The sequence below is a fragment of the Opitutia bacterium genome (genome assembly GCA_016217545.1).
Classification (GTDB): domain Bacteria; phylum Verrucomicrobiota; class Verrucomicrobiia; order Opitutales; family Opitutaceae; genus Didemnitutus.
This window is the reverse complement of sequence record JACRHT010000012.1, coordinates 743,071-758,209: the sequence shown is the minus strand read 5'-3', so window position 1 is coordinate 758,209 and position 15,139 is coordinate 743,071. Positions and strand designations below refer to the sequence as shown.

Below are 15,139 nucleotides of genomic sequence, written 5' to 3'. Positions count from 1 at the left end.
ACCGCGCGTCGGCGCGCCCTCCCGGCGTCAGGCCTTGCGCAGTGTCAGCTCAAAGCGCGTGCGCGTGGCGTCGGAGCCGGCGAGCCGCACCTCGCCGCCGTGCAGGCGCGCGAGCAAACGCGCGAGACTGAGCCCCAGACCGTAGCCGGCGGCGGAACCGGCGGACGGCCCGCGATGGAAACGCTCGAAAATCCGCTCGCGCAACTCGGCGGGGACCGGCGCGGCGCTGACGTTGTCCACGCAGACGATCCACGTCTCGCCGCCGTCGAGCACGGACACGTGGACCGTCGTGGCAGGGCGGCTGTATTTCACGGCGTTCTCGAGGAGCGATTGGAGCGCGAGCGCGTAGTGTCGCGCATCGCCGAGCGCGCGGGCGCCGTGCAGGCCTTGGCGCGCGAAGACGAGCTGCTCAGCGCCGGGGCAGGCGCTGGCGTCGTCGAGCGCGCGGTCGAGCAGATCGTCGAGGTCGACCGGTGCAGCGATGGCGGGCACGAGCCCGGCATCGAGGCGAGCGAGCAGGAGCAAGTCGTCGACGATATGCCCGAGCCGCTCGGTCTGGCGGACAAGGTCAGCCAGCTCCGCCTCGCGCTCGCGCGGGAAATCGGCCGCGGCGCCGAACTCGTCGAGACCGGCGCGCAGGATGGCGACGGGGGTCTTGAGCTGGTGCGAGGCGTCGGCCGCGAAACGCGCGGCGCGGTCGCGCTCCTCCTGCGTGATTTCGAGGCGGGATTCGACGCGTTCGCGGCGGCGGCGCTGGGCGTCGTGGCGTTGGGCGACGCGGCCGAAACGCACGGCGAAGCGCGCGCTGATCCAACCGGAAGCGAGCACGCCGGCGAGGCCGACCAGTGCGCCGACGGCGACGATGCGCCGGGTGAGCGCGGCCTGGCGCGCTTGCAGCGGCGCGAGCGGGGCGAGGCGGATTTCCCACGCCGCGGCGTCGGCCGCGGCCGGTTGAAACGCGAGGAGTTGCGAGACACCGGCGAGGTCGAGCGCACGCACTTCATTCGCCACGGGCGGCGTGCGCCGGAGCGCGGCGACGAGGTCGGCCCGCGCGGCGGGAGGGAGCGCCGGCGCGTGCAAACGATCGGCGCTCCAATACGCGACCGCGTCGCCGGCCGCGAGCGGCGCACCGATCAGGAGGGCGCCGAGCCGGCGCCGGTCTTCGTGCGAGAAGAACGGCGCGGCGGTGATTTCCCACGCGCGGTCGGGGTCGCGCGGATCGATCCACAGCCGCCAGAGCGCGCGGTCGGTGGGTCGGAAGGCGGTGAGCTCGGCGGCAAAGCCGGCGGGCAGTTCACCGCAGGGCACGCCTGCGGGCGGAATCTCGTGACCGGCGGCATCGAGGAACCGATGGAAACCGCCGGTCGGGGCCGCACCGCGCGGCAGGAAGAAATCGCGCAGCTCGTCGAGGGCGACGGGATAAAGGAGATCGAGCGCATCGTCCTCCAGGGCGGCGTGGAGTCGCGGACGCGTGGCGAGGCGATCGAGGTGGTGTTGGAGTTCGGCGGCGCGGGCGGCACGGAGCGCGCTGGCGGCGGCGGACTCGGTGGCGAAGCGCAGGCGGGCGGACTGGGTTTCCGCCGCGAGCAGTTGCGCGCGCGCGAGCCAGACCGCGAGGGCCGTGGCCAACCCGACGAGCACGACGAGGGCGGCCCACAAGCGCCGGGAAAAACTCCGCGCCTCGGCGCGCGCTGGAGAGGCGACGGACATTCAGGGAAAATCGACGACGAGGTCGGAGTCGGCGGCGAGCTCCACGGCGTGCTCGCGCACGGTGCGGCTGTCGAGCCAAGCCTTGAGCACGTAGCGGCCGGCGGGGAGATTTTCGAGCCGGTAGCGGCCCCCGGCGTCGGTCACGACGAAGTGCGGCGTCTCGAGCACGAGGACGGCGGCGCGCATGTGTTCGTGGATATCGCAGCGCAGCGTGACGAGGCCGGCGCGATCGAAGACGATGGCCGGCACCTCGGCCTCGTCGGCGCGGTAGCGGCCGAGGTCGAAGCGGCGCGTGGGTGAAAAGGAGAACACGCTGTGGTAGACCGGATCGAGGTTGGGAAACTCGACGCGCGTGCCGACGCGCACGGGCAACAGGCGCGGCACGAACGCGAGGCCTTTTTGCTCGATGCGGGCGGAAGGGGTCGCATTGGGCGCGGGAAAATCGCCCGCGAGGTAGACGATGGCGCGCGGCGGATCGGCGCGGAGCACGCCGCCGTCGATCACGATCTCGTAGCGTTGTTCGACGACGGGAGCGCCGGAGCGCGCCGGCAGCGCGACGCGGCCGGTGAGCGTGGCGGCGGAAGCGGAGAGGGCGAACGCAGCGCTGAGCAGCAACGCGAGGAGCGGCGGGGAAAGTTCACTCGTGCGGCGCATCGGGCTGCAAAACGTAGCCCGCGCCGCGGACGGTGTGCAAGAGCGGCGTCAGGCCGGTGCGGTCGAGTTTGCGCCGGAGGCGGGCGATGAAGATCTCGACCGTGCGCGTGTCGTAGCGGTGATCGCGCTGCCAGACGCGCTCGGAGAGCTCGCCGCGCGAGAAAACGCGGCCGGGCTCGGTGATGAAGATGTGCAGCAGTTCGAACTCGCGCGGTGTGAGTTCGATGGGCTCGCCGGCGCGCACGACGCGGCGTTGCACGGCGTCCACCTGGAGATCGGCGCAGGCGAGGCGGCCGTCGGCGGCCGGAGCGGCGGGGCGGCGCCCGAGCGCTTCGCAGCGCGCGACGAGCTCCTCCATCGCAAAAGGCTTGGGCAGGTAATCGTCGGCGCCGGCACGCAGCCCGGTGATGCGATCCTCGACCTGGCCGCGCGCGGTGAGGATGAGCACGCGGCAGGCGCAGCGGGCGGAGCGGATTTGCGCGAGAATCTCGAGGCCGTCGCGACCCGGGAGGTTGAGGTCGAGGACGACGAGATCGGGGTTGAGCTGGAGAATCGTGCGCGGGGCCGCGGCACCATCGTGGCAGGCGGAGACGTCGTGCCCCTGGCGGCGGAGGGCCGCGACGATGGGGCGCGCGAGGGCGATTTCGTCTTCGACGACGAGGACGTTCATGCGCGCGAACTTGTGCGCCAAGCGCCGCGCGCGGGCAAGCGCCCGCATCTGTCTGTTTTGTTACCAAGCGGCGGCTCAAAACGATTACCCCCGCCTCCCCAGCCTCCCGGCACCGAGGTGCTGTCCGACACCCATGGCGGCCGACAACGGCTTGCACCCGCTCTCTCGCCTCCTAGGACTGAAGGGCACACACCCTGCTCCGCCGCCCCCGCATGCACGAGCAATACGTCCGCTGGTATACGCCGAACCTCAGTCGCGATTTCGAGATGCTCGTCTTTGGGCATGGCGGGCTGCCCATCGTCCTTTTCCCGACTTCGCTCGGCCGCTACTACCAGAACAAGGACTTCGGCCTGGTCGGCTCCGTCGCATCGTGGGTCGATTCCGGCAAGGTGAAGATCTACTGCCCGGACGGCCTCGACGAGCAGAGCTGGTATAACAAGAACATCCATCCGGCCGATCGCGTGAAGACGCATATGGCCTACGAACGCGTGATCCTGCACGAAGTCGTGCCCCGTGCCCGACACGAGACCGGCTGGAACCGGATCGCGGTCGCCGGGGCGAGTTTCGGCGGCTATCACGCGGTGAACTTCGCGCTGCGGCACCCGGATGTCGCCGCGTATTGCATCAGCTTGAGCGGGGCGTTCGACATCCGGTCGTTCCTCGACGGGTATTTCGACGACAACGCCTTTTTCAACAACCCCGTCGACTACCTGCCCGGTCTGGGTGACCCGTGGTTTCTCGATCACATCCGTCGCCTCGGCATCATCCTCGGCACGGGCGACAGCGACGTCTGCCGCGGTCGCAACCTCCACCTCTCGCACCTCCTCCACTCGAAAAGCATCCCGCACTTCCTCGACGACCGTAAATGGTGTGGACACGACTGGAACTACTGGCGCGACATGTTTCCGTATTACCTGTCCCTTCTCCCGATCTAATCCACCCTCCCCATGAAAAAAATCGGCATCCTCCACGGCAAGGAACGCACTTTCCCCCTCGCGCTCGCGGAGCGCATCAACGCCCTCAACGAGCCCGGCATCGTCGCTGAGCCGGTGAACATCAACCAAGTCGCCCAAGGCGAGCCCACGGCCTACGCCGTCATCCTCGATCGCATCTCGCAGGACGTGCCTTTCTACCGCGCCTACCTGAAAAACGCCGCGCTCAACGGCACCGCCGTCGTGAACAACCCGTTCTGGTGGTCCGCCGACGAGAAGTTCTTCAACAACTGCCTCGCCACCAAACTCGGTGTCGCCGTCCCTAACACAGTCATCCTGCCCTCGAAGGATCACCCGGCGGATTGCAGCGCGGAGTCGTTCAGCAACCTCGCCTACCCGCTCGATTGGGACGGCATCTTCGGCTACATCGGCTTCCCCGCCTACTTCAAGCCGCACGCCGGCGGCGGCTGGAAGAACGTCTACAAGGTCAACAACCGCGAGGAGTTCTTCAAAGCCTACAACGAGACCGGCCAGCTCGTGATGCTCCTCCAATCCGAGGTGATCTTCGACGACTACTACCGCTGCTACTGCATCGGCGGCACCGACGTCCGCATCATGCCCTACGAGCCGCGCAACCCGCACCACCTGCGCTACGTCGTCGACCGCCCGCCCGCGCCGCCCGCCCTTCTCGAGCGCATCAAGCAGGACGTCCTCACGCTCAACCAAGCGCTCGGCTACGATTTCAACACCGTCGAGTTCGGCGTCAGCAAGGGCGTGCCCTACGCGATCGATTTCTGTAACCCCGCGCCCGACGCCGACCGCAACTCCGTCGGTGAGGAAAACTTCAAGTGGGTCGTCGAAGCCGCCGCGAAGATGCTCGTCACCCGCGCCAAGGCCCACAAGGACGGCGCCGACAACCTCACCTGGGGCAAATACGTCCAGGCCAGCGCCGCCGGCAAATCCATCGGCGCCGCGACGGCCGCGAAGAAAAAATAACCTCCACCCACCGTTGCTCGAGCGCCCGGGCCAGGGCGCTCCCCTTCTCTTTCATCCCTCGCCCTTCCTCCATCGATCGCCCCCATGGCCACACGCAAAAAACACCAGTTCACCCTCGGCATCGAAGAAGAGTTCCAGATCGTCGACCCCGAGACGCGCGAGCTGAAGTCGCACATCGAAGAGATCATCGAAGGCGGCAAGATGATCCTCAAGGAGCGCGTGAAGCCCGAGATGCACCAGTCGGTCGTCGAGGTCGGCACCGACATCTGCCACAACGTCGCCGACGCGCGCCGCTCCGTCACCGGCCTCCGCACCGATCTCGCGCGCCTCGCCCGCTCGCAAAATCTCCGCATCGCCGCCGCCGGCACGCATCCGTTCTCGCACTGGATCGACCAGAAAATCTCCCCCGGCGAACGCTACGCCGGCGTGATCAACGACCTCCAGCAAGTCGCACGCGCCAACCTCATCTTCGGCCTGCACGTCCACCTCGGCATGCCCGACCGCGAGACCGCCATCCACCTCCAGAACACCGCGCGCTACTTCCTCCCGCACATCTTCGCGTTGTCCACCAACTCGCCGTTCTGGGTCGGCCGCAACACCGGCTACGCCTCGTATCGCCTGCAGATCTTCCAACGCTTCCCACGCACCGGCATCCCGGACCTCTTCGAGTCGGTCAACGAATTCGACGACTACGTGAACCTGCTCGTGAAAACCGGCTGCATCGATAACGCCAAGAAAATCTGGTGGGACATCCGCCTGCACCCGCTCTTCGGCACCCTCGAATTCCGCATGTGCGACATCCCGATGCGTGTCGATGAGACCATCTGCCTCGCCGCCATCATGCAGGCGCTCACCGCCAAGCTCTACAAGCTGCACAAGCAGAACATGAGCTTCCGCACCTACCGCGCCCGCCTCATCAACGAAAACCGCTGGCGCGCCGCCCGCTACGGCATCAAAGGCAAGATGATCGACTTCGGCAAACAGGAGGAGGTCGAGACCCGCAGCTTGATCGCCGAGCTCCTCGAGTTCATCGACGACGTCGTGGACGAGCTCGGCTCGCGCAACGAGATCAACTACGTCCAAACCATCCTCGCCCAAGGCACCGGCGCCGACCGCCAGGTCGCCGTCTGGGAACAGACCCAGGACCTGAAAGCCGTGGTGGACTACATCATCGCCGAAACCCACCACGGCCTGTCGCTCTAGCAATCTTTCTCTTTCCTCTTTCTCTTAATCTTTCTCCCTCCGTCATCTTCTTCGCTGCCGCGCACCGCAGGCAGATTGAAGAGAAAGATTAAGAGAAAGAGGAAAGATCCGAACCACCTCCTCGCACCTTGTATTCCGACGCTCCCTCCCGCACGCCGCTCGCCTCGGCACTCCGCCCTCAGCCCTCCGCGCTCCGCCCCTCCGCCATGCACGCCGCCACGCTCCCGAAAACCTTCGACTCCGAGCTCACGCCCGGCGCGCACAACGCGATCCACGTCTGCCTGCGCCTGCAGCCGCACGAGCGCATGACGATCATCGCCGACAACGCCTGCGCCGAGATCGCCGCCGCGCTCGTCGCCGAGGTGGAGAAGACCGGCGCCGCCTACGACGTCTTCATCCTCGAGGAATACGGCCCGCGCCCGCACCGCGACATGCCCGCCGAGATCCTCGCCCACCTCGCCCAATCGCAGGTCTCCATCTACGCCTGCCAGACCCAGACCGGCGAACTCCGCACGCGCATGCAGATGATGGACGTGCTCAACCCGCGCAAAATCCGCCACGGCCACATGGTGAACATCAACCGGCAGATCATGCTCGAAGGCATGCGCGCCGACTTCCTCGCCATCGACGCCCTCTCGCAAAAACTGATCGAGAAATGCCGCCGCGCCTCGCGCGTCACCTGCCGCACCGCCGCCGGCACCGACTACGTCGCCGAACTCTCCCAATCCCTGAAGTGGGTGAAAACCTCCGGCCTCATCTCGCCCGAAAAGTGGGGCAACCTCCCCGGCGGCGAGATCTTCACCTCGCCCTTCAACTCCAACGGCCGCTTCGTCGTCGACGGCGTCGTCGGTGACTACCTCTGCCAGAAATACGGCGACATCGCAGCCACCCCGCTGACGATCGACATCAAGGACAACCGCATCGCCGGCCTGTCGTGCGCGAACAAGGAGTTGCTCGAGGAATTCGACAAGTATTGCCACACCGACGAGAACTCGAACCGCGTCGGCGAATTCGCCATCGGCACCAATCTCGCCTGCACGCACATCATCGGCCACATCCTGCAGGACGAAAAACTCCCCGGCATCCACATCGCCTTCGGCCACCCCTATAGCGAACACACCGGCCAACCGTGGAAAAGCACGACCCACATCGACTGCGTCGGCCGCAACTTCGACATCTGGCTCGACGACGAACAAGTCATGGCGCAGGGAAAATTCCTGATCTGAACAAGCGAGCGAAGATGAAGCCGCGCTCGAGCGTTTTCTTTACCACGGATTGGACGGATAGAAACGGATACCACGGATGACGCAGCGAGGTTCTTTTCGTTCTCGAAACCGGCATCCGATGAATCCGTCTCCATCCGTGAAATCCGTGATCAAATAGGTCTGTCGCTCGCGCCACCGCTTTCGCTCGCATCTCTCACGTCCGCCCATGAGCACCGAAAAACTGATTCATCCCGAAATCAGCGAGGCGGTCATCGGCTCCGCGATGAAGGTGCTCAATACGCTCAAGCCGGGCCTCGATGAGAAAGCCTACGAAAACGCCCTCGTGATCGAACTTCGCAAACGCGGTCACAAGGTCGACCAACAGCGTCGCTTCGAGGTTCGCTACGAAGGCGAACTGGTCGACACACTGGTGCCCGACATGATCGTAGACGACCTCGTCATCGCTGACCCGAAGGTCGTCGAACTCTTCACTCCGACTCATCTGGCTCAGATGGAAGGCTACCTCGCGATCACCCAGCTCCGCCTCGCCCTCCTGCTCAACTTCAAGTTCGCCGACCTCCGCTGGAAGCGCGTCATCCGCTAAAGCGCCTTATCCGGCTAATCCGTTTCTATCCGTGAAATCCGTGGTCAAATAAAACGCTCCCCCGCGGCACCACTCCCGATGATCCCCGCCCTCCGCCAGCGCTACAACGCCGCGTTCACCGACGCCCGCTACGCCGCCTTCTCGCGCGAGCTGAACCGCTCGATGTATTGGCCGCTGGATTTCCGCGTCGCCGAATCACCGCTGTTTCTCGACGAGGCCACGACGCGCGCGCTCGTCGACGCCGCGGCCGACATCACGCGCCAACTCGCCACGCCGGAGTTTCGCCGCCACGCCGCCAACGCCATCCCGGCCAATCTCTCCGTCCCGCACGAGACCGAGTTCCCCCACTTCCTCTGCATCGACTTCGCGCTCTGCGCCGACGCCGACGGCCGCGTGCTGCCGCAACTGATCGAGCTGCAGGGATTCCCCACCGTCGCCTGTTGGCAAACGCTCCTCACCAACACCTACCGCGCACACTTTCCGGAAATCCCGTCCGACTTCACGCCCTACTTCGGCGGCCTCGACGACGAGCGCTACCTCGACGCCCTTCGCTCCGCCATCGTCGGCGACTGCCTGCCCGAGAACGTCGTCCTCCTCGAAATCGAACCCGAGAAACAGAAGACGCGCATCGATTTCGCCTGCACCCACAGCTTCCTCAACGTCCGCCCGATGTGCCTCTCGAAGGTGCGCCAGCGCGGCCGCCAGCTCGTGTATTTCTCCGGCGGACGCGAGGTGCCGATCCAGCGCATCTACAACCGCGTCATCTTCGACGAGCTCCTGCGCAAACCCGACTTCAAGCCCGGCTTCAATCTCCGCGACGATCGTCTTGATGTGCAGTGGGTCAGCCACCCGAACTGGTATTTTCGCATCAGCAAACACACGCTGCCCTTCCTCAAGAGCCGCTACGTGCCCGACTGCCGCTTCGTCAGCGAACTCGGCGTCGACATCCCCGCCGATCTCGAAAACTACGTCCTCAAGCCGCTCTACTCCTTCGCCGGCCTCGGCGTCGACATCGCGCCCACCCGCGAAAAAATCTCCGCTCTCCCCAATCCCGCCGAGTGGCTCCTTCAGCGCAAAGTCGCCTACGCGCCGATCCTGCAAACGCCCGACGGCCCCGCGAAAGCCGAGGTGCGCCTCATCCTCGCCGGCGACGGCAGCGAGATGCCGACGCTCCTCAACCAACTCGTCCGCCTCACCAAAGGCGCGATGCACGGCGTCGATTTCAACAAGGGCAAAACCTGGGTCGGCGCCAGCGCCGGTTTCCATCCGCCGATTTGATTGCCGCCGCGGCTGCGGCGCGCATCACGCCTCGCGCCGCAGCCAGCCGCTCGAACGCACGCGACAGCGCAAGCCCCCGCGTCCCTTCAGCCATTCCTCGGCGCCCGGCGCGACCGCCTTGTCCATCCAGTGGCACGGCCGACACTCGTCCACGCCCTCGAGCTCGATTCCTTGCAACGTGAAGCGCGTCCCGATCAGCGTGTTCAAATCCACGCCCTCCGTGACCACGTTGCGCCGAAAAACCTCGGGCGACAGCGCCGGCAACTTGAACTCCCGCCGCAACGCCTCGCACACCTCCATCGCGAACAACGTCACCTGACCTTTGTAGTCCGGCCGATAGCCGAAGAATCGGTCGCCGCGCAGCCCGTAGCCCGCGACGCACTCGACCTCCGCGACATCGTGCGTCGGGTGCGTGCCCGCCGGCTCGCCGTAGCGCCCGAAGAAATTGTGCCCGGGCGAAATGAAAATGTGCCGCACCCGCATCATGGTGACGGCGGTTGCTTCCGCCGCGCCAGCGCCTCGCTGAACGCCACCGCCGGTCCCCACCAGCCCCGCCGACGCAACGCCCGCGCAATCGCGGCCGGTTGGAAGAGCGACAACACCGCCAGCACGACCACCGCCACCGCCACGAAACGCGCCGTCAGCCACAACACCTTTTCCCAAGGCCGCCCCATCAGCAGCAACGCCACCGCGACGACCAGCAACGGCACCCAGAATTGCCAACGCCTCAGCTCGCGCGCGACTCGCCGCCAACGACGCTGCTCCGGCACGGTGTGGGACATCGCCGCCGCGGGATTGACCAACCGCGCCTGCAGCCAGTGCGGAGCCTCCCGCCAATACCACGCCGCCAGCGCCATCACGGCGCCGACACACGCATGCACCACCGCCCAAGCGACAATCACCGCCGCGAGCGACGGCGCCGCCACTTCGCGATGGGCCAACAGCCACTCCGTCGCCTTCGAATAAGTGACGACCAGATCGTCGCCGAGGAGCAGATACTGCAGCACCACGCCCTGCAGCGCCGCCCACGAACCGATCAACGCCCCGCCCAGCGCCACCGAGACCGCGTTCCAGCCGAGCAACTGCACCGCAGCGCCGAACAAAGTCCCCTGCATCGCGATCGCCACCATCGGCCGCACCCGCCCGCCGCCGGGCGAAAACGCCTTCAAGCCCGACGCGATGAACGACACCCACACCACGCGCCCCGGCGGATTCAGTTTCGCCGACGCCGCCGTCAGCATCGCCGCCTGCACGCTCGCCAGCGCCGCGCCGCGCAACGGAAATTTCACCGCGTGCAACGTCGCACCGATCGACATCTCGACCGCGCCCGACGCGCCGCCCCACAAGCCGACTCGCGTCCATTCGCCATACTCGGCGCACGCCTGCCGCAGCCGCACCGGCGTCTCCGGGTCCGAGACGGATAGAACCATGTCCGGCTGACGTCCCTGCCACTCCGCCACCGCGCCCGCGTCCGGACAGCGCAGCACCACGATTCGCGCGACCGGAACGATCGGCGCAACCGCGCCCACCTCGACGATCGTTATCTCGTCACGCGCGGACGCCTCGCGCAAAAAATCCTCCAACTCGTCGGCCGCACCACTCGCGCGATCGCCCACGAGGGCGATCAGCAGGGCATTCTCCGCGGCGGACGACATGCCGCGAGCCAAGCACCTCGCGCCCGCCACGCAAGCGCGCTTCCCCCGCGCGACAGCGGCCCGCCCAGGAAAAAGCCGCGGCGCCTTGCGGCCGCCGCGGCTGGTTCTGCACACACTTTAATCTAGACCCAAATCTTCGCCCTGTCGTTGCGAGGAGCCCGCAGGGCGACGCGGCAATCCAGCTGGATCGCCACGGCCGGCGATGCCGGCCTCGCGATGACAGAAGCCGCTTAGAAGCGGATGTTCGCGCCGACCGAGTAGGTCATGTTCTTGTCGTCGTCGCGCTCGACGCCGGCCTGGATGCCCACGCGGCTGGTGACCCAGTAGTTGGCTTTCACGCCGTAGTTCCACGAGTCGTTGTTCGAACCGCGGGTGAGGTCCTCGTAACGCACGTAGGGCGTGACGGTGAACGAGGAGGCGACGTCGATTTCCGCACCGACGCCGAGGCCCCACGCGAACGAGTCGTCGCTGAAGCCCGCAGCCTTCTGCCACACCCAGCCAATGCCGGCCTCGACGTAGGGCTTGAAGCCCGCCGAAGTAAGATACGCGCGCGCGCCGGCCATGAGGTCATGCTGCGTGAGGCGCGTGCCCGCGAACGAGCTCGAGCGCGTGTAGCCGTATTCGAAGAGACCGTCGAGGCCCTCGCGCAGGCTCTGGTTGGCCGCGAGCGAGAAGCGCGACGCGTGGACGTTGGTCGCGTCGAGATCGACGTAACCGTAGCCGAGCGTGGTGTAGTTCTGGCCGAGCAGGCCGTTGGCCTTGGCGTCGGCCGGATTCGGCACGGCGACATTCGCACTCTGCGCGAACGACGCGGAAGCGAGGCCGAGCGAAACCGCCGCGGCCAGGATCAAAGTTTTGAAGGAAGGAACGTTTTTCATGTGTTTGGTTTGTTGCTTGGTCGTGCCCACGCTTGGTGCCGCGTTGGAGGACGCGGTTGCGTGTTCACGTGGAGAAAAACACGGGCGCGGCGGCGAAGTTCCGGCAGAAAATTTTCGCACGACGCGGAACCTCGCCGCGGCGGATTTGTCGGGCCGCCGATTTTTTCCCACGCGTGGGACGTCCGGCGCAGGCCTCGCGAAATTTCGCCGCGATTTCTGGGTATCACGCTCCACTTGCGCAAACGATCAACCCGCGTAGCGTGCCGCTCCAACCTCGCACGACTTCATGAAATCCACGCGCACCATCCTCGCTCTCGCTGCCACCATGCTCCTCTTTGCCACCTCCCACGCTGATCCCGTCAAAGTCGGTGACGCCGCGCCCGCCGTCACCGGCACCACCGACACCGGCGCCAAGTTGAACTTCGCCGACGTCTACCAGCAACAGGCCTACACGCTCGTCTATTTCTACCCGAAGGCCGACACGCCGGGCTGCACGAAGCAGGGCTGCTCGCTGCGCGACGGCTACGAGACTCTCACGAAGAAAGGTGTCGCGGTCATCGGCGTCAGTCACGACGACGTGAAGTCGCAGGCGGAATTTAAGCAGAAATACAACCTGCCGTTCACGCTCATCGCCGACACCGACAAGGCCGTGATCAATGCCTTCGGCGTTCCGACGCGCAGCGTGCCGATGGTCGGCGAATTCGCGTCGCGCTCCGCCTACCTGATCAAGGACGGCAAGATCGTCTACGCCGACTACAAGGGCACGACGACCGAGCAGGCGAAAGTCATCCTCGAATTTATCGAAGGGCAAAAGGGCTGAAGCCAACGAGATTCCCTCCGCACCACGAGCCGCGACCGACGTCGCGGCTTTTATTTTTTGGTAGGGGCCGTTGCCCTCAACGGCCCTTGAGCGTCGCAAGCGCCACCTCGCGCACGAGCGCAGGGCGCTTGAGGGCAAGCGCCCCTACCTTTCGGCCTGGGGCCGTCCCCATCGGTTCGCCAGCACGCCATTCACGAGCAGCTGCACCGGGTGGTAGAACATGATCGGGAGCAAAATCAGCGACAGGTCCGCCCGCGCGCCGAAGATCAGCACCGCCAGCGGCACGCCCATCGCGAGCGTCTTCTTCACCGCACAGAAATAGCCCGCGATGAAATCCTCGCGGCTCAGCCGCAACGAGCGGCACGAAGCCGCGATCAGCACCGACATGAACGCGAACAACGCCACCGCCAGCGCGAGCGTCTTCACCGTCACGTCCGCACCGTGCCGCTGCCACACGCGGTCCTGCACCGAGTCGCAAAACGCCGCGTAAACCATGAACAGGATCGCGCCGTTGCTCAGTCGCGTGACCCATTTCTTGCGCGCATCGATCCACGCCGCCGCGCGCGTGCGCGCCAGCGCACCGAACGCAAACGGCGCGAGCGTGAGCGCGGTGATTTTCAGCAGCAGCGGACCGATCGGCGTGGTCTGCCCCGTCGTGCGCATGAGCAGTTGCACGAGCAGGGGAGTCAGCAGCACGCCGAGGACGTTCGAGAACGCGGCGTTGAAGAGCGCACCGGCGGTGTTGCCGCGCGCCACCGAGGTGAAGACGACCGAGCTCGAGACCGTGGACGGCAACACGCAGAGATAAAGAAAACCATCGCGAATCGCCGGCGGCATCGCGGGCCACAGCGTCGGCACGAGCGCGTTCAGGCCGAGTCCCACGAGCGGAAAGACCGCGAACGTGAACGCCTGCACGACGACGTGCAGCCGCCAGTTGGCCGCGCCTTCGCGGACTTTTTCGAACGGCAGCGACCAGCCTTGCAGGAACAGGATCAGCGCCACGCCGACATTCGTCAGCAATTCCGGCTGCATCCACCCGCCCCGCGCCGCGGGCTCGGGAAAAACGAACGCGAGCGCCGTCACGGCGAGCAGCCCGAGGAGAAACGCGTTGGCGCGAAGCCAGGTCGCGACCCAAGATGATGCCGACGGTCTCACGTGCCGATGTTTTGAACCACGAATGAACACGAATGGACACGCATAACCCCTGGCTTCCGGCCCGGAGCGCAGGATTCGTGTCCATTCGTGTTCATTCGTGGTTGCTCCTCCGTTTCAGAGTTCATCGTCGTTCACCGGCGCGAGCACCTGCGCGCGCGGGTCGAGTTTGGCGCGCCCAATCCAATCGCTGAACAACGGCGCCCGGTCGAGCAGCTCGCGCGTCAACGGCGCGGCCACCAGATCGATCACGCGCAGTTCGCCGCGTTCGTCGCGCACGACATTGCGATCGTGCGTGTCGGCCACCAGCCACGGTTCGCCGTCGAGAAACGCGAGGCGCGGATGGTCGCGGTCGGCGCGCAGGAAGCGCGACGGGATCGGGATGAAGCGATCCGGGTCGAGGCCCGAGACGTCGTGCTTTTCCGGCAACGGTTTGCCGTAGGTCTGTTTTGCCACGAGCACGCCCTCGGGCGTGATGCCCACGAGCTCGGTCGGCATGCCGACGATGTGCGTGAGCCGGAGTTTTTCGAACAACCGCCGGTAGCTGCCCGGCACGGCCGTGGCGACAAGCAGGCCGTCCTCCGCGCGATCGAAGCGAAACGTCGCCCCAACATCGCCACCTTCGCGGAAGAGGAAGAACTTGTAGACCGACTGCTGCGCATCGGCGAAGGCCAGCGCTTCCACGCCGCCGCCGATGCGGTGCAGGCGCGCGGTGTTGCTCTCGAACGGGTCGTCGAGCTCCGAGTCGAAGCCGAAGTCCTCCAGCCGCACCAGCGGCAGCGTCGCGCGAAAGGCCCGGATCGCATCACCCAGCTCCGCCCAGCGCGGCTCGGCGTATTCCAGCAGGCCTACTTCGTCGGTTTCGGCGAGGACGAGCGGGCGGTCTTGATGTGTTCCGAAAGCGCATTGGGCTGCTTTCGCGCCCACTTGATCGAGCGCCCGAAGTCGTTGCCCGTGACGGTCCAGAATCCCTGCCCATGCTTCGCCGCCGGGGAGCCGGGGGCCTTCGAGGAATGTTTCTCCTCCGGTGAAGGGGTCTTTTTGCATGCGTCGGACACGAGCCCCACCGTGCGTCGGGCGAAGGCGGAGGCAAAGGCTATTTTGTGCGCAACGTGTTCACAAAGCCCGCGCGAGGCCAGCCCTTTGCCGAGGCCACGGATCTTTCTCGTTCTCTTGATCTTAATCGTTCTCTCGGGCGCGGCTGTATCGCGCTCTCGCTGGAGAGAAAGAGAAGGACTAAGAGAACGAGAACGATCCGAAGGGTTGCCTGTTGGCCGAAAGGCCGAGCGGACTTGTAACGACGGAGCGCTTGCGCGGCCCCGCTTGCTCGAAATCCTGACGCTTGACACCCCCCCGCCCCTCCACTGACGTTGGCCCTCTTT

The 15,139-nt window shown here is 66.1% G+C and carries 15 protein-coding genes; 7 read left to right on the top strand and 8 right to left on the bottom strand.

The genetic code is table 11. The features are described from left to right. Positions 1-27: 27 nt before the first annotated feature. The 3 genes from HZA32_10180 to HZA32_10170 are packed head-to-tail and all read right to left on the bottom strand — an operon-like array spanning position 28 to position 3,034. Positions 28-1,710, bottom strand: a complete 1,683-nt coding sequence (locus HZA32_10180) for a sensor histidine kinase (protein ID MBI5424451.1) — start codon at positions 1,708-1,710, stop codon at positions 28-30. Beyond that, positions 1,711-2,364 (bottom strand): hypothetical protein, encoded by a 654-nt coding sequence (locus HZA32_10175; GenBank protein ID MBI5424450.1) that lies wholly within the window; start codon positions 2,362-2,364, stop codon positions 1,711-1,713. It lies immediately after the preceding gene. Beyond that, positions 2,348-3,034 carry a response regulator transcription factor gene (locus HZA32_10170; protein ID MBI5424449.1) on the bottom strand — a complete coding sequence of 229 codons (687 nt, stop codon included), beginning with the start codon at positions 3,032-3,034 and terminating at the stop codon, positions 2,348-2,350. The genes HZA32_10175 and HZA32_10170 overlap by 17 nt, the downstream gene beginning before the upstream one ends. A gap of 212 nt (positions 3,035-3,246) precedes the next feature. Here HZA32_10170 and HZA32_10165 point away from each other — a divergent pair, with 212 nt between their 5' ends. The 6 genes from HZA32_10165 to HZA32_10140 all read left to right on the top strand — a co-directional run bounded on the left by HZA32_10165 (position 3,247) and on the right by HZA32_10140 (position 9,252). Then, complete coding sequence (locus HZA32_10165) at positions 3,247-3,969, top strand: esterase family protein (GenBank protein ID MBI5424448.1); 723 nt, start codon at positions 3,247-3,249, stop codon at positions 3,967-3,969. Between the two features lie 12 nt (positions 3,970-3,981). Beyond that, positions 3,982-4,962, top strand: coding sequence for a hypothetical protein (locus HZA32_10160; GenBank protein MBI5424447.1), 981 nt, complete (start codon positions 3,982-3,984; stop codon positions 4,960-4,962). 84 nt (positions 4,963-5,046) lie between these two features. Beyond that, complete coding sequence (locus HZA32_10155; protein ID MBI5424446.1) at positions 5,047-6,165, top strand: carboxylate-amine ligase; 1,119 nt, start codon at positions 5,047-5,049, stop codon at positions 6,163-6,165. Between the two features lie 206 nt (positions 6,166-6,371). After that, complete coding sequence (locus HZA32_10150) at positions 6,372-7,391, top strand: aminopeptidase (GenBank protein ID MBI5424445.1); 1,020 nt, start codon at positions 6,372-6,374, stop codon at positions 7,389-7,391. Positions 7,392-7,596: 205 nt separating this feature from the next. Further along, the gene (locus HZA32_10145; protein MBI5424444.1) at positions 7,597-7,974 is read left to right on the top strand and encodes a GxxExxY protein; all 378 of its coding nucleotides are present in this window, start codon (positions 7,597-7,599) and stop codon (positions 7,972-7,974) included. A 78-nt stretch (positions 7,975-8,052) separates the two neighbouring features. Beyond that, complete coding sequence (locus HZA32_10140) at positions 8,053-9,252, top strand: hypothetical protein (protein ID MBI5424443.1); 1,200 nt, start codon at positions 8,053-8,055, stop codon at positions 9,250-9,252. A gap of 24 nt (positions 9,253-9,276) precedes the next feature. On the opposite strand, the gene HZA32_10135 is transcribed toward HZA32_10140, so the two are convergent. The 3 genes from HZA32_10135 to HZA32_10125 form a co-directional block, all read right to left on the bottom strand. Beyond that, on the bottom strand, positions 9,277-9,738 hold the full coding sequence (locus tag HZA32_10135; GenBank protein ID MBI5424442.1) for an MOSC domain-containing protein: 462 nt from the start codon (positions 9,736-9,738) through the stop codon (positions 9,277-9,279). Next, complete coding sequence (locus tag HZA32_10130) at positions 9,735-10,907, bottom strand: hypothetical protein (GenBank protein MBI5424441.1); 1,173 nt, start codon at positions 10,905-10,907, stop codon at positions 9,735-9,737. The genes HZA32_10135 and HZA32_10130 overlap by 4 nt, the downstream gene beginning before the upstream one ends. A gap of 230 nt (positions 10,908-11,137) precedes the next feature. Beyond that, entirely contained in the window at positions 11,138-11,785 is a 648-nt protein-coding gene (locus HZA32_10125; GenBank protein ID MBI5424440.1) for a hypothetical protein, read from the bottom strand. A 286-nt stretch (positions 11,786-12,071) separates the two neighbouring features. Between HZA32_10125 and HZA32_10120 the strand changes: the two genes are divergently transcribed. Continuing rightward, positions 12,072-12,605 (top strand): peroxiredoxin, encoded by a 534-nt coding sequence (locus tag HZA32_10120; protein MBI5424439.1) that lies wholly within the window; start codon positions 12,072-12,074, stop codon positions 12,603-12,605. Between the two features lie 144 nt (positions 12,606-12,749). On the opposite strand, the gene HZA32_10115 is transcribed toward HZA32_10120, so the two are convergent. Beyond that, a complete protein-coding gene (locus HZA32_10115; protein ID MBI5424438.1) occupies positions 12,750-13,760 on the bottom strand; it encodes a bile acid:sodium symporter in 1,011 nt (336 codons plus the stop codon). Positions 13,761-13,874: 114 nt separating this feature from the next. Further along, on the bottom strand, positions 13,875-14,804 hold the full coding sequence (locus HZA32_10110) for a hypothetical protein (protein MBI5424437.1): 930 nt from the start codon (positions 14,802-14,804) through the stop codon (positions 13,875-13,877). Positions 14,805-15,139: the final 335 nt, after the last annotated feature.